Origin of the sequence: Aeromonas sp. QDB14 (assembly GCF_027707845.1) — a bacterium.
Lineage (GTDB): Bacteria > Pseudomonadota > Gammaproteobacteria > Enterobacterales > Aeromonadaceae > Aeromonas > Aeromonas caviae.
The window spans coordinates 1-18,390 of the sequence record NZ_JAPCJD010000058.1 but is presented as its reverse complement, the minus strand read 5'-3'; the positions used below and the strand labels follow the sequence as shown (position 1 = coordinate 18,390).

Annotated in this window: 15 protein-coding genes; 14 read left to right on the top strand and 1 reads right to left on the bottom strand. The window is 62.7% G+C overall.

The window, feature by feature from the left end; genetic code table 11:
* Positions 1-165 precede the first annotated feature (165 nt).
* The 6 genes from PG887_RS16515 to PG887_RS16490 all read left to right on the top strand — a co-directional run bounded on the left by PG887_RS16515 (position 166) and on the right by PG887_RS16490 (position 4,271).
* Positions 166-1,311: a phage protease gene (locus tag PG887_RS16515; protein WP_210538341.1), complete on the top strand. Its 1,146-nt coding sequence runs from the start codon at positions 166-168 to the stop codon at positions 1,309-1,311.
* 54 nt (positions 1,312-1,365) lie between these two features.
* The gene (locus PG887_RS16510) at positions 1,366-2,274 is read left to right on the top strand and encodes a Mu-like prophage major head subunit gpT family protein (RefSeq protein WP_202014440.1); all 909 of its coding nucleotides are present in this window, start codon (positions 1,366-1,368) and stop codon (positions 2,272-2,274) included.
* Positions 2,275-2,369: 95 nt separating this feature from the next.
* On the top strand, positions 2,370-2,678 hold the full coding sequence (locus PG887_RS16505; RefSeq protein ID WP_210538342.1) for an HI1506-related protein: 309 nt from the start codon (positions 2,370-2,372) through the stop codon (positions 2,676-2,678).
* Positions 2,675-3,091 (top strand): gp436 family protein, encoded by a 417-nt coding sequence (locus tag PG887_RS16500; protein WP_210538343.1) that lies wholly within the window; start codon positions 2,675-2,677, stop codon positions 3,089-3,091. The genes PG887_RS16505 and PG887_RS16500 overlap by 4 nt, the downstream gene beginning before the upstream one ends.
* Positions 3,088-3,525: a phage tail terminator protein gene (locus PG887_RS16495; protein WP_210538344.1), complete on the top strand. Its 438-nt coding sequence runs from the start codon at positions 3,088-3,090 to the stop codon at positions 3,523-3,525. Before PG887_RS16500 ends, PG887_RS16495 begins: the two co-directional genes overlap by 4 nt.
* Positions 3,522-4,271, top strand: a complete 750-nt coding sequence (locus tag PG887_RS16490) for a hypothetical protein (protein WP_210538345.1) — start codon at positions 3,522-3,524, stop codon at positions 4,269-4,271. Before PG887_RS16495 ends, PG887_RS16490 begins: the two co-directional genes overlap by 4 nt.
* Positions 4,272-4,393: 122 nt before the next feature.
* On the opposite strand, the gene PG887_RS16485 is transcribed toward PG887_RS16490, so the two are convergent.
* Positions 4,394-5,686, bottom strand: a complete 1,293-nt coding sequence (locus PG887_RS16485) for a HEPN/Toprim-associated domain-containing protein (RefSeq protein ID WP_210538346.1) — start codon at positions 5,684-5,686, stop codon at positions 4,394-4,396.
* Between the two features lie 496 nt (positions 5,687-6,182).
* Here PG887_RS16485 and PG887_RS16480 point away from each other — a divergent pair, with 496 nt between their 5' ends.
* The 8 genes from PG887_RS16480 (at position 6,183) to PG887_RS16445 (ending at position 18,004) form a co-directional block, all read left to right on the top strand.
* Positions 6,183-9,029 (top strand): tape measure protein, encoded by a 2,847-nt coding sequence (locus PG887_RS16480; RefSeq protein ID WP_210538347.1) that lies wholly within the window; start codon positions 6,183-6,185, stop codon positions 9,027-9,029.
* Positions 9,026-9,394 (top strand): hypothetical protein, encoded by a 369-nt coding sequence (locus PG887_RS16475; protein WP_180907223.1) that lies wholly within the window; start codon positions 9,026-9,028, stop codon positions 9,392-9,394. The genes PG887_RS16480 and PG887_RS16475 overlap by 4 nt, the downstream gene beginning before the upstream one ends.
* Complete coding sequence (locus PG887_RS16470; protein ID WP_210538348.1) at positions 9,391-13,011, top strand: curculin (mannose-binding) lectin protein; 3,621 nt, start codon at positions 9,391-9,393, stop codon at positions 13,009-13,011. Before PG887_RS16475 ends, PG887_RS16470 begins: the two co-directional genes overlap by 4 nt.
* A gap of 115 nt (positions 13,012-13,126) precedes the next feature.
* On the top strand, positions 13,127-14,323 hold the full coding sequence (locus PG887_RS16465; RefSeq protein ID WP_210538349.1) for a hypothetical protein: 1,197 nt from the start codon (positions 13,127-13,129) through the stop codon (positions 14,321-14,323).
* Between the two features lie 3 nt (positions 14,324-14,326).
* Positions 14,327-15,379: a hypothetical protein gene (locus tag PG887_RS16460; protein WP_236748028.1), complete on the top strand. Its 1,053-nt coding sequence runs from the start codon at positions 14,327-14,329 to the stop codon at positions 15,377-15,379.
* 22 nt (positions 15,380-15,401) lie between these two features.
* Entirely contained in the window at positions 15,402-15,806 is a 405-nt protein-coding gene (locus PG887_RS16455) for a hypothetical protein (protein ID WP_210538350.1), read from the top strand.
* A gap of 27 nt (positions 15,807-15,833) precedes the next feature.
* Positions 15,834-17,783 (top strand): hypothetical protein, encoded by a 1,950-nt coding sequence (locus PG887_RS16450; RefSeq protein ID WP_210538351.1) that lies wholly within the window; start codon positions 15,834-15,836, stop codon positions 17,781-17,783.
* A complete protein-coding gene (locus tag PG887_RS16445; protein ID WP_109113040.1) occupies positions 17,780-18,004 on the top strand; it encodes a hypothetical protein in 225 nt (74 codons plus the stop codon). Before PG887_RS16450 ends, PG887_RS16445 begins: the two co-directional genes overlap by 4 nt.
* The last annotated feature ends 386 nt before the right edge of the window (positions 18,005-18,390 follow it).

Genomic DNA, 18,390 nt, shown 5'->3' with positions numbered 1-18,390 from the left:
TGGCATGGCCCGTCCGCTCTTGGCCCAGCAAAACGGTGTTTAAACACCCTTAAACAGTACCGGCACCCCCTGCTGTTGCAGTAACCCACCATAAACCCCACCCCTCTCTCTCCTCCCTGACACTGGCACCAGTGATTTTTGCTATGTCCAGCCGGAGTAAGAGTGATGCCCCCATCTGCGATTGCCGTGGCCATCTTGAATGCCAGACCCACTACCCTGGGGCTGGCCGTGCTCGATGCGGTGCTTGGCCCGAGCGACGACGGTTGGCACCAGTTACTGCCGGTGGGCCCGTTCAAGGCCAGGGATGGCCGCCCCTTCGATGTGCCTGGTGGCCACTGGCAGCTCGACAAGACCATCGCCACTACCCTGATCAACCGGGCCAAGGCGCTCGGTCAAGACATCCTCATCGACTACGACCACCAAACCCTCAAGGTGGATCAGAACGGCCAGCCCGCTCCGGCGGCCGGGTGGTACAACGGCGACGAAATCGAGTGGCGCGAGGGGGAGGGACTCTTTATCAAACCCCGCTGGACCGAGCGGGCCGCCGCCCTGGTCGCTGCCAAAGAGTATCGCTTCCTCTCTGCCGTATTCCCCTATGACGCCCAGGGCCGCCCCCTGGAGCTGCGCATGACCGCCATCACCAACGATCCCGGGGTGGTGGGTATGCAGGCGCTGGCGGCCTTGAGTGCTCAACCGATCCAACCCGGCCAGCCGGCCACCCTCACCAAGGAGAACTCCATGAATGAACTGCTGAAAAAGCTGCTGGCCAAGCTCGGCATCGAGCTGACCGGTGACCCGACCGACGAGCAACTGCAGAAGGCGCTTACCGAGCTCGACAGCCTGCAGGCCAGCGCCAAGAAGGCGCCGGAGCTGGAGGCCGCGCTCTCGGCCGAGAAGACCGCTCTGGCCGCGCTCAAGGCGCAGACGACCTCAGTACAACAAGGAGCCCAGGTTGACCTGGCGCAATACGTGCCGGTGGCGACCTATAACGCCCTGGTCACCCAGGTGGCGGCCCTGACCGCCCAGGTGGACACCACCGATGCCGCGACCCTCATCAAGGAGGCCCGCACCGCAGGCAAGGTGGTGGCGGCCGAAGAGGAGTACCTGACCGCCTATGCCGCCCAGAAGGGGGTGGCCGCCCTCAAGGCCCTGCTGGAGCCGCGCCCGGCCATCGCCGCGCTCACGGCGAGCCAGACCGCTGCCGTCACCCTGCCGGAGAAGAAGGGGGAGGCCGTGCTCTCGGCCGAGGACAAGTACGCCGCCGACCAGCTCGGCATCAGCCACGAGGACTTTGCCAAGGCCAAGGCCTGAGCAAGCCCCGTTTCACGCGAAGGCAGTTCCGTTTAACCAGAGAAGGAATAGACCATGGCCATGATTACACCCGCGCTGCTGCAGTCCCTCTTCACCGGCTTCAAGAAGAACTTTGAGGACGCCAAGAGCGAGGCGCCGACCCAGTACACCAAGATCGCCACCGTGATCAAATCGACCACCAAGTCCAACACCTATGGCTGGCTCGGCAAGTTCCCGAGCTTGCGCAAGTGGGTCGGGGATCGGGTGATCGAGTCGATGAAGACCCACGGTTACCAGATCGTCAACGAGGACTTCGAAGCCACCGTGGCCGTCGATCGCAACGATATCGCGGACGACGAGCTGGGCATCTATGCCCCGCTGTTCGCCGAGATGGGGCGCTCGGCCGGGGTACATCCCGACGAGCTCTGTTTCGGTTTGCTGGGAGCCGGTTTCACCACACCCTGCTACGACGCCCAGTATTTCTTCGATACCGATCACCCGGTCTATCCCAAGGTCGATGGCACCGGCACCCCGGCGCTGGTGGCCAACCTGGTGGTGGATGGCGCCTATACCGGCGAGCCCTGGTTCCTGCTCGATACCAGCCGCGCCCTCAAGCCGATCATCTTCCAGGATCGCAAGTCCCCCGAGCTCATCGCCATGACCAAGATCGACGACGAGGCGGTGTTCACCCGCAAGGAGTTCCGCTACGGGGTGGACTGCCGCGACGCCGCCGGCTTTGGCTTCTGGCAGCTGGCGTTCGCCAACAAGCGGGCGCTGACCCCCGACAACCTGTGGGATGCCTACAGCCGGATGCGGGAGTTCCAGGCGGACGGCGGCCGCAAGCTTGGTATCAAGCCGACCCTGCTGGTGGTGCCGCCCGCCCTGGAGAAGTTGGCGACCAAGATGCTGGAGCGCGAGCTGGAAAGCAGCTCCAGCAACGAGCTCAAGGGCAAGCTGGAACTGGTGGTGGCGGACTACCTGTAAGCGCTGTTTAACGGCAGGGTTAAACGAGCGAGTGTGGGCGTTTAACCCCCGTTTAAACCGGATCCTGGATTGAACGAGACAGAGGGAAACATGAGATGGAACACGAGATGGAACAGGCTATTCGAGTTGGCATCACATCGACGGTTCGTCAGGTCTATTATCGCGCGGCCCTGGCGATTGCACCTGGTAAGTCTGAGCTGGCTGTGTCGCCTGTGCAGTGCGAGACCCTGGAGGCCGATCCGCGCCTGGTGGTCACCCGCCTGGGTGAAGACGTCGCCCTCGCGTCGGCTGATGCACCGCAGACGAACGGGGATCTGGACGCAGCAGTGGGCGGCCTGAGCCCGGCCCCTGATGCGGCAGAGCCTGCGGCCGCACCCGCCAGCAGCAAGAGCAAAGGCAAATGAGCTACGCCAGCGTCAGCGATATGGTGACCCGCTTTGGCGAGGCGGAGCTGTTGCGCCTCGCTATGACCCCGGCCGGCGAGCTGGATGACGCGGCGATCACCGTCGCCCTGCAGGACGCCAGCGCCCTGATCGATGGCTACCTGGCGGGACGCTACCCGCTGCCGCTGGCCCATGTGCCGAGCGCCCTGGTGCCCATCTGCGCCGATATCGCCCGCCACCGCCTCTATGGCGAGCAGGCGCCGGAGCAGATCGCCAAGCGCTATGAGGCGGCCCTGGCCTTCCTCAAATCGGTGGGCAAGGGAGAGCTGGCGCTGGGCCTCGCGGCAGACGGCGAGCAGGTGGAGAGCCAGAACCTGGCCCAGCTGCAGTCCGATGGCCGGATCTTTGGCCGGGGAACTGGGGGCTTCCTATGAGTGCCCCCACGCCTGAACTCGACTACCTGGCGGCGGGGGAGCGGCTGCGCGAGCTGCTGCTGCCCTTGAAAGGGCAAGGGCTCAAGGAGGTGTTTGTGGCCACCGACCTGGAGGCGGTGGCCAACCTGGGGCAGCACACCCCGGCCATTCATGTAATTTACCAGGGAGAGCGAGAGAACGAGAGCAGCCAAAGCGGGCGGCAAAGCGCGTTTGACCAGGTTTGGCTGCTGGTGTTGGTGCATAGGGCCACCCCCAAGGAGGCCAGCGCCGGGGTGTGGCTGGGGCGCATGTTGCAGGCCGTGGCCGGTCGGGCCTGCGGTGACAGTACCTTTCGGCGTGAAAGCGCACCGGTCAAGCCGAGCTACAAGGGTGGGGTGGTCTATCTGCCCCTCGCCTTCAAGACGACAGTGAAATTCAAGGGAGAACGGTCATGAGCGAAACACTGCACCTGGAAGGGGATCTCTATATCGAGACCTTCACCAACAACGTCTCGAACGGGGTGATTGGCCCGGTGGACGTCAACAGCCTGGAAGTCAAACCGGACAGCGAGAAGATCAGTATCCCGAGCAAGCGCAAGCACAAGCTGGGTCAGGCCCGGGAAAGCTACTTCGTGCCCAAGCCTGCCACGGTCAACATCAAGACCAGCGAGATCCCGCCGGTGCTGCTGGCCGCCGCCTTTATGGGGCTGGAGAGCCCCATCAACCAGGGGGCGGGGACGCTGACCGAGGTGCCGGTGACCCTGCTGGCGCACCCCAAGTGGGTGAGCCTGGGCAAAACCAACCTCTCGGCCACCGGCCTGGTGGTGACGGAAGGGGCCACGCCGCTGGTGCTCGGTACCGACTTCGAGATCAACTATGCCCTGGGGCTGCTGCGGGCCACCAAGACAGGCGCGGTGGCAGACGGTGGGCCCGTGACCGTCAGCGCCAGCTATAACGCCGTCACCGGCACCCGCATTGCCGGCAACGTGCAGCCGGAGGTGAAGGCGAAGCTCACCCTGGATGGGCGCAGTGTGATCGGTGGGGAGTCCATTATCCTGACAGTGCCCCGCGCCAGTCTGGCCCCCAAGAAGGCGGTGGACTTCCTGAGCGACAAGCCCATCGAGATCGAACTGGAGGGGGAGCTGCTGGCCCTGGACGGCGAAGATGCGCCTTTCTATGTGGATCGGCCGGAGACGGCGTAAGGGTTGGGGAATAAGCAGCGGCGGGGGGGCCGCCGCTTTGCTTTTCCTTGGACGTCAGATTACGCTTCGCTAATCGAATCTACGAACTACTATACGCAGATATGAAGAGCAAAGGGGAAAGCTTAAATAACAGGAATTACCAACCCTGACTCTCGGATTAACGCATCTATTAATTTTAATAATTTAGATGTGTCATAACTACCATTTCTCAGCATATCCTCGGACTGATCGTAGAAATGCTTTGAGTAGGACTCTTTGAAATCCAATACACCATGCCATGCTTCGATATCTTTTTTGAAGTTACTCCATGTAATTTGAGCTGGGGGGTATTGATCTAAATGAAGGTCAAGATAGCACTCAATTGCTGCTGCCCGCCCATTGATATCAGAGGTGTTAATACCTTCAGGCCCGAGAGTTTTAAAATCTCTTAATTCCTCAAGGTCAGGCAGTAGCATTGCTCTCATGTTGGATGGAAGGTTCAACCTCTCAAGCTTACGAAAAGCATCAACACCCTCTGCATCGTTATCGAAAACAAATAACACCTGATTAAGAACTTCTATTCGTAAAAGTCCCTCTGCGAATTTCACAAGGTTACCAGTTCCCCAGAAGGGATGGCTCTCATCGACATCTATGAAATTGAAAAAATCAGCTACGTCAGGGCGTAGGACATCAAGTACTCGTCGAATAATGCGCGCGTCTGATGAACCTTCAGTAGCGATCAGAACCTTTTGCTTTTGTATCGCTCCAGCTCGGAATGCTTCGCGTTCGACCCAGCCCGCGTAGACAATATGACCAAAAGCCCATCTAACCTCAACGTCTGTATTCGCTTCATTTAGGGCAAAGATCTGCAGCATAGATTCCGCGCTGAGAATGCAAACATTCGCAGAAAGGTAACTGGCTTCAGACCAATAAAGATTTGAGTTCTCATTCCAAGGAATGCGATCAAACAAGTCGATGTCATCGGCAAAACGCCCCTGAGAGATTATGTCTCGGGATGGCATATTGTGATTGACATAATCATCATTTAACTCGGCTAGCGGATAACGACATGCCAAGTTGCAGAATTCTTCAAAAGTGAGATGTTTTTTAACAGAATTTGCCGCATCACAAATATCTGATATTTCTTCTGCATATGAGACTACTGATTGATATTCAGTGCGTGCATTCTCAAGCGTATAACCTAGTAAATTAAGTCTAGGTATAACGCGAGACAATTTTCTAGCAAAAATCTCCTCTGCTTCACCAAGGTCCGGTTCTTCTTCTGGATGCTCTTCATCATCTCCGTAGTTTATTACTTCTGATTTATCACGTCTTAGATCACCATTCTGAAATAAAAATCCATAATCTTTCCCCATGCTATTTTTAGAATATGATAGGGAGACGTTTCCAAGGCGTAGCTCTATCGAAGTTCCCATTTAATTTCCCTTCTCATTATGAATGTTATTGTTGCGGATTAAAGTGGGCGGTAATTGTACTGCTAAATAGCGATGAGATAGGAGATGGGGCTAATCCGATAGTATAGTCTTTCATATAATTCCACCTCACCTTAATCATTACCACGAAAATAAGCTTTAAATCATTGCACTACCAAATTATCTCTAAAGCATTACATATTCGCCTAGCTCCCTCTGACTGTGAAAGCTGAGGTGAAACTGCCACTCGGTCATATTAATTGCTTGTGGGCTAAGGGGAAAGAGTGAGATGAGTTATTCATGAACAACATCAACTAATCAATCAATAATGTGGCTTCACCGACGGGGAGAAGAAAGGAAATCTGGGGCATTCATCTTTCAGCAAATCATACTCGGCAAAGGATGGTTTTTCTATGATATATCTCAGTAATTGGCCATAAACCCTCCCATCTTGTCATCTCTTTACCATGGGGCATATCTGAATCTCTCAGGAATGCCCATGTCTACCTCTTCCAACCTAAAACTCGCGTTAGAACTCGCGGCCAAAGTCACCGGCCGCGAGGATCTGGCCGCGCTGGCGGGGCAGGTGCAGGAGTTGGGCCCACTCTCTGACGAGACTGCCGCCGAGACCGAGCGCCTGGCGCAAACCCTGGAAGGATTGACCCAGCAGCGCGACCTGATCGCTCAGTTCGAGGCCAGCGGCCGCGCCCTGACCCAGCTCGAACTGGCCACCATACTCTCCCGGGATAAGTTGGCCGAACTGCGCCGCGAGCAGCAGGGGGCGGCAGGTAGCGCCCGCCAGCTCACCGACCAGGAGCGACTGCTGGCTTCCGAGGTCAAGCAGCTGGAGCGCCAGCTGATTGCCCAGCACAGCGAAGTTGGCCGCCTGCGTGGGGGCCTATCCCAAGCTGGGATCGATACCCGCAACCTTGCCCAGGAACAGAACAGACTGCAGCGCGAACTGCGCGAGAGCGCGGCCCAAACCGAACGGCTGGGGCGTTCCCTGGTGCAGGGAGCGCAAGGCGCTGGCGGCTTCCAGGGAGCCATCGGTAGCCTGACCGGCCGCCTGGTGGCGATGGCCGGTACCTGGTTCGGTATCCAGACCCTCACCACCCAACTGATGGCCATGTTCCAAACCGGCGATCAGGCCGAGCGGCTCAGTGTGCAGCTCAAGGCGGTGATGGGGTCGATTGCCGGTGGCAAAGAGGCGTCTGCCTGGATCCAGGACTTCGCCAAGAACACCCCGCTGCAGCTCGACGAGGTGACCCAGGTCTTCGTGCGCCTGAAGGCCTTTGGCATCGATCCCATGAACGGTTCGATGCAGGGCATCGTCGATCAGGCTTACAAGCTGGGCGGCGGATTTGAGGAAGTGCAGGGCATCTCCCTGGCCCTCGGCCAGGCCTGGGCCAAGCAGAAGCTGCAGGGTGAAGAGATCCTGCAGCTTATCGAACGCGGGGTGCCGGTGTGGCAACTGCTGGAGCAGGTCACCGGCAAGAACACCGCCGAGCTGCAGAAGCTCTCGGAAGCGGGCAAGCTCGGCCGGGACACTATCCAGGCGCTAATGAACGAGATCGCCGCCCAGTCGAGCGGAGCTGCGGCCAACAACATGAGCCTGCTCTCGGGGCTTATCTCCAACGCCCAGGACAACCTGGCCAAGTTCTACCGCATGGTGGCGGAGAACGGGGCGCTGACCTGGCTCAAGAACCAGCTGGCCAGCCTGAACCGTGAATTCGACCAGATGGCCCAGGATGGCCGCCTGCAGGCGTGGGCCCAGCGCCTCTCCGACGGCATCGTCGGGCTTGGGGAATCCATCAAGGCCTTCATCCAGACCGTCTATGCCTGGCGAGATGCCCTGCTGGTGATGGCCCAGGCTTGGTATGGCCTGAAAATCGCGGGCTGGATTGCCGATCTGCGCGGCCTCTATGGTCAGTTCATCGCCCTGCCGGCGGCGACGGCCACGGCGGCGGGGGGCATGACCACGGCAGGGACGGCAGCGGCCGCCGCCTCTATCGGGATGCAAGCTCTTGGGATGGCGATCAAGGGGTTGCTGGCCGCCGTCACTGTCGAGTCGATATTCCAGATCATCCGTCTGGCCACCGCCCTCAAGGAGTGGATGCAGGCCGAGCTGGCGCTGCGAGAATCCCAGGCGCTGCGTGCGCAGACCCAGGCTCAGCTCAATGGCCAACTGGCTGCCCTCTCTGCCGAGTTGGGAGTGGCTATCACCAGCATGGCGGATCTCGACCGCCTGGTCGCCGAGGGCAAGGTACATTACGACGAGGCCACCGGCAGTTGGCGAGCGGGGGCCGCCGCCGTTCAGGCGCTCGGCACTGAGGCCAAGCAGACCCGCGACTACCTGGATGAGATCAACGCCGTCGCCAGGAAAACGGCGGCAGAGCTCCCCGCCACGTTGGGCAAGGCAGCCCAGACCCTGGGGCTGGACTTCGAGCGGGCCAATGGCCGTATCGGCGAGAGCTTCAAGGAGACCCTCAGCGCCCTGGATACCCTGGTGCAGCACAGCGGCTCCAGTTCGGCGGCCTGTGAGGAGTACCTGGCGGCAGCGTTCAACCAGGCGAAGAACAAGGCCGAGATCGACGCGGTGATCGAGCGCATGAAGGCAATGACCAAGCAGGGCCAGCTCACCGGGGATGGCATCACCCGCTCCATGGCCATCGCGGCTGACGCCATGAGCAAGGTGAAGGGGGGCAGCGGTGACGCCAAACAGGCGGTGGCGGCGATCGGCGATGGCTTCGACTCGGCGGCCGCCAGGGCCAAGAGTGCCACCGATGCCATGCGCTCGGGCCTTCGTGGCGTACAGGATGAGGCGGAGCAGACCGGCAACGCCGTGGCCTCGGCCGGTGGCGGGGGCGGTGCGGGCAGTGGCCGGGGGGAGGTCACCCGCAGCGTGGGGGCCGGCTCGTTCTTCTACAAGACCGTGGACATCAACAACCTGCGCGGCAACGCCGATGCCCTGGCCAATACCCTCGCCGGCGTGGAAGAGGAGCTGGCCCGCTACAGCCAGAAGGTCAGGGACATTCCCGCCTATAGCGAGTGGAGCAAGTATTACGGCGAGAAATTCCAGAAGGAGATGGAGGCCATGCGCACTAAGCTCCAGCAGGAACTGAGCAAAGCCCAGGCGAAAGAGACCCAGCAGGCGCAAGCCCCCACTTCGGCCGCCGGCCAAGCCAGGCCATCAAGCCTGCCCCAAACCTCGTTCAATCCGGGGCAACCCCAGCGGATCATCATCGAGTTGCGTGCATCGAACGGTGCCAAGGCCGAGGTGCAGGCCGATGAGGCCAATGCCGCCGCCCTTATCAACCTCCTTAAACAGCAGGGACTGCGCTCATGAACGTCACCTTAAACGGGCTGCACCTGCCCGATGATCTCATCTGGCGCGACGAGTTCGATTGGGCCCCCGTCGAGCAAGTGGTCACGCCGACGCTCTCTGGCGCTCTCCTGGTCGAGGAAACGGCCAAACCGGAGGGGCGCCCCATCACTCTGGTGGGTCATTGCCCCCGCGCCACCGTGCTCGCACTCAAGGCGCTGGAGGCCCAGGTGGCCCAGCTGATGACCCTGACCCTGCTGGATGGACTGCAGCGGGAGGTGTTCTGGCGCAGGCCCGGCATCGTGGCCACCCCGTTGATCGAGATGGCCGACCCCGAGGCGGGTGAGCCCTATGCCTTGACCCTTAACTTCACCGAGGTGATCCGATGAGCATTCTTTCCGGCGACATCAAGCTGCTCGGCAGCCAGCGCCTGACGGACACCCCCGATGGCGGCGGCCGGGTGACCGGCCACGAGATCGTCAGTGGCGAGCACAACAGCCTGTTCCCCGACATCAGCGATCTCGACCGCGCCTATGGGGTGGTCAACCTGCGCAAGGCCTTCTTGACGGTGCAGACCGACAACACCGACACCTATTACGGCGCCAACACTACTGTGCTGCTGCCGCCGAGCGACCCCAACGTGGGCCTGTGCCTGATGAGCACCGGGGATCACCACGACACCCGCGCCGAGGCCCGCGACGTGCTGGAGCGCTACCTGGCCCGTGGGCCCAAGTGGCGCGGCTTTCTGTACGACACCCAGCTGGAAGGGCAGCGGGCGATCCGCTTCTTCCAGCGCGTCGAGGTGCGCCTGCCGGAGGTGGGGGAGACCCTGGTGCTGGTCGGCAACGAGGGCAAGGCCGGCGAGTTCGAGCAGTATGTGCGGGTGCTGGAGGTGACCCAGCAACTGGCCAAGTTCCAGATCCCCGGGGTGCCCGAGTTCACCCGCAACGTGGTGACCTGCAAGCTGGCGGATCCGCTGCGCTACACCTTCGAGGGGGAGCAGCCGACCCCCTATGACGTGGTGACCAACCTCAAAACCGCCCTGCGCGAGACCGTGGTGGCCGATGCGGCCAACTACTTCGCCACCACCAAGCTCGCGGAAAATGCGGCGTTCGGGGCCATGCAGGTGAAGGCCAAGACCATCTTCACCCAGCTGGTGCCGGCGGCCAGGAGCGAGACCCCGGCGGTGGATCTGACCGCTGCCGGCGAGCTGGCCAGCCTGGTGGATTCCGGCAAGGCCCTGGTCACCTTCTCGACCGTTGCCAGCATCGCCCCGAGTCGGGGCCTGTTCCTCGGCACCGGCGTCAAGCCGGGGACGCTCAGCATCACCATCGGCGCGGCAACCATCACCGACAAGGGGGGCGAGCTGGTTGTCGCCGGGTCTGTGGTGGGGGCTATCGACTATGGCCGGGGCCAGCTGGAGTTCAACGCCCAGTGCCCGAACTACGGCACCGCGAGCAAGAGCGTCAGTTTCTGGCCGGCGGCCCGCCCGTCGCGTATCGCCGACACGGCCCAGATCGAGATCAAGGCCAACAACCGGGGCTATGCCTACACCATCACCCTGCAGCCGACCCCGGCGCCGGGCACCCTGACGGTGTCGTTCATGGCGCAAGGCAAATGGTACGACTTGAAGGACAACGGCCGGGGCGAGCTGTTCGGGGCAGACAGGTCATACGGGTCCGGTGTGGTCAATCTGGCCACCGGCTCGGTCATGCTGACCCTGGGGGCGCTGCCGGACGTGGACACGGCGATCCTGTTCAGCTGGGCCACCCCGGTCAACTACACCAACCGCAGCGGCCAGGCCATCAGCATCAGCAAGAGCGCCTGGCAGCTGCCCCACACCGGCATCACCCCCAAGAGCCTGATCCTGACCTGGGGCGCGGGCCTGACTGCCAACGATGCGGTGGGGGATGGGCGGATCCGGGGCGACATCACCGGCACCATCGACTATGCCGAGGGCATCATCGATCTGGAGCACATCACCCTGCCGGCGCTGGGCCAGGAGTACGTGGCCCAGTACCAGTACGGCGAGCCGGTGACCGAGCGCCACATCGAGCCCGGGCGCCTCAGCACCCCCGGCCAGGTGGGGCACCTCTCCATCACCCTGGACGGTGACGGCGGCGGTGCGCTCAACCTCACCCCGGGGTCGGTGCGGGTGAAGTTCAACGCGCTTTACAACATCGTGGCGGCCGATGAGCGGATCCTCTCCATCGAGAAGAAGGACCCCATCATCACGCTGCAGGACGATGGGCAGGGCAACCTGAAAGACGCCAGCGGCAACGTGCTGGGCGCCATCGACTACGGCGCCGGCACCCTGCATTTCATGCCGGACGGCACCGCCCTGCTGCCAGAACCCACCTATGCCTGGGTGCCGGCGGGCAGCCATCAGGACCCGGTGACGGGCACCTGGTACACCGACATGCGCTGGACCCTGACAGGCTTCCAGTACGTCAACACCGCCTACACCTTCCCCGATGGCGAGGGGGGCTGGGTCGATGTGACCTACCGCAACAACAACAGCGCCCTGGCGCAGAATGCCACCCTGACCGCCCAGGCGCTGCGGATCGACGTGACCCCGGGCTATGCCGAGGCGATCCTGGAGGGCTCGATGCGCTTCACCCTGGGGGGCAGCACCTACGTGGACCGCCAGGGGTTGCTCTACCGCAACCCTGACCCGGAGACCGGTGCCGGCATCCAGGCGGGCACCATCGACTACAGCAACGGGCTGGCGGTGCTGGCCGACTGGGCGGCAGGGCAGGGGGCCCAGCCGTCGCTGCAGTCCCTGGCCACCTCGTTCAGCGTTCAGTCGGTGGATGCGGTGACCTTCCGCACCCCCGGGGCCCCGGTGGCCCCGGGCAGCCTCTACCTCAGTGCCAACACCGCCACCGGGCGGCGCATCGAGGCGACGGCAGACGGGGACGGCTATTTCACCACCACCGACATGGATGGCCGGGTGAACTACCAGACCGGGGTGGTGTGGGTGCGCTTTGGCCGCAAGGTCACGGCCGCCGGCAACGAGGGGCAGCCCTGGTATGACGCCGAGCAGGTGGGGGAGGACGGCAAGATCTGGCGCCCGCTCAGCGTGGTGGCCGACACCATCCGGTTCAACTGCGTGGTGTTCAGCTATCTGCCGCTCGATGCCGACATCATCGGGCTGGATCCGGTGCGGCTGCCGTCCGATGGCCGGGTGCCGTTCATCCGCACCGGCAACATCGTGGTGGTGCACAGCACCCGCAAGGCCGCCTTCCCGATGGGGGTCAGTGCCGGGCAGCAGCTCAACACCGGCCGCGAACGGCTGGCTTATGCCCATGTGGAGGACAAGGACGGCAAGCAACTGCCCCAGGCGCTCTACAGCGTCAACCTGGACAGCGGCGTGGTGACGCTTGCCAGCCCCTTGAACCTGACCGGTTACGCCGAACCCCTCTACGTGGTCCACCGCATCGAGGACATGAGCCTGGTCAGCGACGTGGAGATCTCGGGCCGGCTCAGACTGGCCAGGCCCTTGTCCCACGCCTATGACGCCGCCGACACCCTGGTGTCCAGTGCGCTCATCATCGGCGACTTGTGGGCGCGTTACACCGGGCTGTTCGATCAGAAGAGTTGGACCAATGTCTGGTCTGATTACCTCATCGGCGACCAGTCCACGGCGCAGTACAACGACACCGACTACCCGATCCAGGTCTCCAACCGCGCCACCCTGCAGGAGCGCTGGGCCATCATCTTCAACTCCAGCACCAACTTTGTGCTGGTCGGGGAGCATGTGGGCCAGATCGCGGTGGGGGACGTGAACACCGACTTGGCGCCCATCAACCCCAACAACGGCCAGCCCTATTTCCTGCTGGATCACCGTGGCTGGGGGGCAGGCTGGTCGAGCGGCAACGTGCTGCGCTTCACCACCCAGGCGGCGGCGTACCCGCTCTGGGTGATCCGCACCATCCTGCAGTCGGTGGCAGCCCAGGAAACCGACAAGTTCGAGCTGCAGCTGCGCGGCAACGTCAACCGCTGACAGGTAGCAGTGCAGGAAAGTGACGGCGCCGAGGGCCTGCACCCCGTTGACGCGCTAGCCACTGATGCGAGTGGGGCAATCTGCCCCACCCTGACTGATTCAACTGGAGAACACCATGGCTACTTTCCCCGTGAAGTGGTATGCGAGCGAGATGCAAGGCGCCCCCAACCTGGGGGATACCAGCGCCGGGGCCCTGACGGCCCTGCTCAAGGCCGTGCTGGTGACCGGGTTCGGCACCCTCACCCTTAACAGTCTGGTGTGGGACGCCGCCGAGAATGCCGCCAAGGCGACCATCTCTGGCGGTCACGCTTACCTGAAAGACTCGGTGATTGAGGTGACCGGTGCAAGCCCTGCCGCCTACAACGGCGAGCACCGAGTCAAGAAGGTGAGCACCACCGAGGTGTGGTTCGAGTTGGACGGTGGCAACCCCGGGGCTTCTGCCAGCGGCACCCTCACCATGAAGGTGGCCCCGCTCGGCTGGACCCTGACCCACGAGAGTGCAGACGGCATGGTGGCCATCTACCGCCCGACCGATGTATCGGCATCTGGCAACGTCAGTTTGCGTATCGACAACACCGCATTCAGCGGCTGGACAGGAACCAGCAGTGCCTATCTGGCTAAGGCCCAGCTCGTCGAGGATGTGGTGGGCATAGATACCTATACCCTGATCTACGATCATCGCTGGCCCGCGACCAAGCGCTACAGCGACGGGCGCTGGGATCTCATAGGCGACAGTCAACTGCTCTTTTTCCTGCCCGCGTATGCCGCCCACAACTACCAAGCATTGCTGATGTTCGGCTATATCAACTCGGTGCGCCCCGGTGACCGTTATCATGCGCTCTTGGCGACATACTGTGTCCAGAGTGCGAATGATACTGCGCGCCGTTGGGACGCATCGACTTCATCACCCTCTTACGCTTATGTGTATAACAACTTGCTTTCCTTCGATGAGTCCAGTCACAGGGTCATAGCCCGAGCTTACCATCAGCTTTATGGTACGACCGTGTGGTGGTTGAAGGGGGTATTTCCCAGATTTGGTACGGGGTTGACGGTCCCCAACGGGCCGGATAACGGGTTCTATCTGTGTACGGATCCCATCATGGTGCTGGAGACCAATAACCACCTGCGGGGCCATCTCCCCGGGGTCGTGGTGCCCTATGCCAACCTAGCCGCATGGGGTCGTAAAAACTTTAAAGACATGCCAGCACTGCCCGGCAAGATCGTGCGGTTTGTCCAAGCCACCTACAACGAGAATAGTTTTAACTATGCTCCCACCCTGATTGGCTTTGATCTCACAGGTCCCTGGAGGTAAGCCATGGCGCTTGGCGATGTTGTCTACGAGAAGGTGATTGATTTCGCTGTTACCCCCAACGTACCCACGACCCTCTTTGGCACGGGTATCTCCGCAGCCTACGAGTCCGTCAGCAAGACCCTGCAGGCCAGCATCGGCCTCGCGCAGGGCGGCGTTATTTTCAGTGGGGAGCCTACCTGTCAGGAGTATGACGCCGAGTGTGAACTCACGCTCAAGATAGTGTCGGACTCTGCGGGTAGAAAGCACGTTGGGGGTTGGTTAGTGACTCCCACGGGCACCCAAGCTAATGGATACCGCTTCTTTGCGCTCGATAACACCTTCGGGATAAGTAAATGGATCAATGCGGTTGAGTCCTCAGTTCAATCCGCCTCCAATAGCACTGGTAGCGGGTTAGTGGTGGGCCAGAGCTACCGGGTGAAATTCACGAAGGTCGGCACCAACCTGACGCTGTATGTCAATGACGTACAGGTCATGCAGGCCAGTGATAACACCCACTTTAATCTGAGGCCTGCCCTGTTCCTCTACGGCTGTACGGTGCAGGTCTCAAAGATTATCTGGCGGCATCTCGATTCGGCGCTCACCTTGGGGGAGGTGAGAACCCACCGCATGAGGTTCACCCCTGCCAATCAGGAGCCGCGCAGCGTGTTCCAGCCGCAGGACGTGGCTTGGGTCAGTGGGGAGGGCAGAGGCTATGCGGGCCCCGTGAACCCCACCCAGCTAGACACGAATCTCCTTTGTTCTGGGCTGGACAGGTACTGGCTGCGGGATGGGGTTCAGAACGTGCTGCAGGGCTACATCGAGAGCACGGTCACGATCAACGGGGAGGGGGTCGCCCGCCGGGTGCTCTGCTTCGGCCAGGCGGGCAACCTGGTCGGCGAGACCATGAGCCGCGCCAGCGATGGCAAATACCGGTTCGATCTCTTGTGGCTCAACCGCCGCTATATGCTGGTCGCCCAGGACGATCCGGCGTTCGGCCCCGCCGACTACAACGCCGTGGCGGCCGACTTCCAGCTCCCCACCCCCTACGCCCCCGGTGAGGGGGTCGGCCTGGCCTGATAGGGCCGCACCAGGAGGTACTATGTTCACGTATGCAGATGCCCTGCGCACCAGCCGCGCCCAGCTGCTGGCCACCGCCATCGACGAGGGCAGCGCGGGGCCCGCGACCCTCAAGATCTACACCGGCACCCGCCCCGCCCCGGGGGCGGCCGTCACCAGCCAGGTGCTCTTGGTGACGCTGCAGTTCACTCACCCGTGCGCCCAGAGCGTGACGGGCGGGGTGCTGACGCTCAAGCCCCTGGCCGAGCAGATGGTCACCGCCAGCGGGGTCCAGGCCTGGGGGCGCATCGCCAACCGGGACGGGGGCTTTGTGGCGGATCTCGACGTGGGGCCACCGGAGAGCGGCGCCGACATCGAAATCCCCGCCAGTGAGCTGTTCACCGGCGCCATGGTGCGCATCAACGACGCCATCTTTACCGAACCCTAACCGCTCCCCGTGAGCCACGAGGTCAGCATGGCCAGAACCGACGCCCGGCTGGAGTTGCAGAAGGCCCGCAAGGCCAGCGCCGCCCTGGAGCTGAACCCGCTCATGGTGCAGCGCTATGCGGCCGTGCTGCGGGGCACCAGCCTGCCGCCCAGCCTGACCTGCTCCCCGGGCCTGGTGCTACCGAGCGCACTGCAGGGGACGGGGCCCGCGACCCAGGCCAGCCTGGCGGTGATACCGGTTTACCCGGCTGCCCTGCTGGCCACGGCGCCGCAGCCGGTGGTCGAGATCGGTGCCGCCGTGGTCATCGAGGCGACCCTGGCCAGCACGGCTCGCCCCCTGCTGCCTGCCATCGAGGCCGGCCACGACATCAATGTGTTCCGGGGGCCGAGCCACACCAGCACCGATCATTTCGAGCGGGCCGCGCTGGTGACCCGGGCAGTGCAAAGCGACTGGCAGCAGCCAGCCCTCGTTTCTTCCCCCTGTCAGAATCATTGGCAGGAGGCCAGCCCCCTGCAGAGCGAGTGGACCGGCCTGGCCGAACAGCTGCCCCGGGAGGATGGCACCGTGCTTGTGCCGTTCGATGAGGGGTTGGCCCTCGACGCAAGCAATGGCCATGGGTTCGACAGCCTGCCCCCCGGCCATGCCGTGACCCGTTCGCTCTGGGTCGAGGGGGCCCCGGTGGGGCGCTGGCAGGTGAGCGGGTTTCGCAACCCCCCGCGCCAGGACAAGGTGTGGCAAGCCGACCACTGGCAGGAGGCCACCCCGCTCGGTTTCACCCTGGGCGGCCAGCGCTGGCAGCTCGGCCTGCAGCTGCACAAGGGCTGGCTGTCGCGCTGGGAGGAGGCAATGCAGCCCCCCTGGGGCATGTCGCCACCGCCCAAGCCGACGACGCCACCGGTACGCCCGGACAAACGGACCAAGGTGCTGGCGTTCGGCCGGCCCCGGGGGGACGCCTCCCTGGAGTTCGTCTGGTTCGGACAGGCTCAGATTGTTATCCCAACCCGGAGGGTTTATCTGGTGAGCAACACAGCAAGCATTGTACGGGTGAGGGATGGGGTCGATATTCCAACCACCTCGCTGAGCATCGAACTCGACACCGACTCCTGGGCCTGGCAGTTCACGGCCCAGATCCCGCGCGTCGCGGCAGCGGCCATGACGGACGATGAAGAGGTCAGCATCCACGTCAACGGCCAGCAGTGGGACTGCGTATGCGATGGCTGGCAGTCGAGCGAGAGCTTTGCCCGGCAGTCGGCGACCCTGACCGGTCGCTCTCGCACCGCTTATCTGTCGCCGACCCACGTACTGGCGCAAGCGGTGAGCGAGAGCGCCTTGGCTACCATGGCCCAGCTGGCGGAGGCGTTGCTGCCGTTTGGCTGGACCCTGGATTGGCAGGCAGCGGACTGGCTGGTACCGGCAGGCTTTTTCAGCCTGGACAAGCAGACCCCGATCGAGGCGATCAAGTACCTGGCCGAGGCGGCAGGCGGGTTCGTGCTGCCGCACCAGCGCAACCGGCACCTGGTCATCAAGCCACGCTACCCGACCGTCCCCTGGCAGCTCGACGGGGCGCTGGCCGACATGGCCATTCCCCGCGCCATCATCACGACCCTGGGCAGTGACTCCCAGCCCGGGCAGGCGGCGAACGGGGTCTGGGTCAGTGGTGGTCATCAGGGCATCAGCGCCCGGGTGCTGCGCCAAGGCACGGCAGGGGAGAAACAGGCACCGACCATCACCCACCCGCTGGTGTGCGATGTGGTGGCGGCCCGTGCCCAGGGGGTGGTGGCCCTGGCCAAGACCATGCCGAAGCGCCTGCAGGCCATCGAGCTGCCGCTATCGAACGACACCGGACTCATCTTGCCGGGGGCGTTGCTCGCGGTGGATGGCTGGAAGGGTTTTAACCGGAGCGTGCGGGTCTCTGCAGAGCTGCAGGACAGGGCTATGAAGGTACGCCAACAACTGAGCGTGGAGCGATTTGTATGAACCTGTTCAAACAGTTCCTGGAGCTGGTACCCGGTGCCGACCCTTTGCTGGTTGGTACCGTGACCGCTGTCGGTGCCACGACGACGACGCTGCAAACGATGGGGGGCGGTGTGGTGGTGGTGCGAGGGGGAGGGGTGGCCATCGGCCAGAAGGCGTTCTACCAGAGTGGTGCTATCATAGGGCCCGCTCCTGATTTACCAACCTATGAAATCGAGGTTTAAACCCCTGTTAAGCGTTTTTCAAACTGGGTGATTTCTGATTCACCGAGTTTGATAAATGTGGCCTCTGCTCTGTTTATCGTTTTACCCAGTTGCGTTTTTCATTTTTCGCGGCGGGCTACAGCTCGGTGCTCAAGGTGGCCACTGCCGGCCGCTGGGTGGGTGATCCGGTGGGCCCCCGGCCGGCGCCGGGGAGCGGAGGGGCCTGGGTGGTGGTGGGGTTTTGTCGGTGTGCATGCTGAGTACGGGATCCCGGGTCGCCGCCGAGCTCGGCGCCCAGGCAGGTGAACCGGTGCTGCAGGTGGCCCCGGGCCGCCGACGAGCCCAGGGCTCAGGGTGGCCACTGCCGGCGGCCAGGCGGGTGAACCGGTGCTGCAGGTGGCCAATGC

What these genes read in the sequence shown, in the direction of transcription:
- PG887_RS16515 (WP_210538341.1), top strand. Translation starts at nt 166, where the DNA reads ATGCCCCCATCTGCGATTGCCGTGGCCATCTTGAATGCCAGACCCACT.
- PG887_RS16510 (WP_202014440.1), top strand. Translation starts at nt 1,366, where the DNA reads ATGGCCATGATTACACCCGCGCTGCTGCAGTCCCTCTTCACCGGCTTC.
- PG887_RS16505 (WP_210538342.1), top strand. Translation starts at nt 2,370, where the DNA reads ATGGAACACGAGATGGAACAGGCTATTCGAGTTGGCATCACATCGACG.
- PG887_RS16500 (WP_210538343.1), top strand. Translation starts at nt 2,675, where the DNA reads ATGAGCTACGCCAGCGTCAGCGATATGGTGACCCGCTTTGGCGAGGCG.
- PG887_RS16495 (WP_210538344.1), top strand. Translation starts at nt 3,088, where the DNA reads ATGAGTGCCCCCACGCCTGAACTCGACTACCTGGCGGCGGGGGAGCGG.
- PG887_RS16490 (WP_210538345.1), top strand. Translation starts at nt 3,522, where the DNA reads ATGAGCGAAACACTGCACCTGGAAGGGGATCTCTATATCGAGACCTTC.
- PG887_RS16485 (WP_210538346.1), bottom strand. Translation starts at nt 5,686, where the DNA reads ATGGGAACTTCGATAGAGCTACGCCTTGGAAACGTCTCCCTATCATAT.
- PG887_RS16480 (WP_210538347.1), top strand. Translation starts at nt 6,183, where the DNA reads ATGTCTACCTCTTCCAACCTAAAACTCGCGTTAGAACTCGCGGCCAAA.
- PG887_RS16475 (WP_180907223.1), top strand. Translation starts at nt 9,026, where the DNA reads ATGAACGTCACCTTAAACGGGCTGCACCTGCCCGATGATCTCATCTGG.
- PG887_RS16470 (WP_210538348.1), top strand. Translation starts at nt 9,391, where the DNA reads ATGAGCATTCTTTCCGGCGACATCAAGCTGCTCGGCAGCCAGCGCCTG.
- PG887_RS16465 (WP_210538349.1), top strand. Translation starts at nt 13,127, where the DNA reads ATGGCTACTTTCCCCGTGAAGTGGTATGCGAGCGAGATGCAAGGCGCC.
- PG887_RS16460 (WP_236748028.1), top strand. Translation starts at nt 14,327, where the DNA reads ATGGCGCTTGGCGATGTTGTCTACGAGAAGGTGATTGATTTCGCTGTT.
- PG887_RS16455 (WP_210538350.1), top strand. Translation starts at nt 15,402, where the DNA reads ATGTTCACGTATGCAGATGCCCTGCGCACCAGCCGCGCCCAGCTGCTG.
- PG887_RS16450 (WP_210538351.1), top strand. Translation starts at nt 15,834, where the DNA reads ATGGCCAGAACCGACGCCCGGCTGGAGTTGCAGAAGGCCCGCAAGGCC.
- PG887_RS16445 (WP_109113040.1), top strand. Translation starts at nt 17,780, where the DNA reads ATGAACCTGTTCAAACAGTTCCTGGAGCTGGTACCCGGTGCCGACCCT.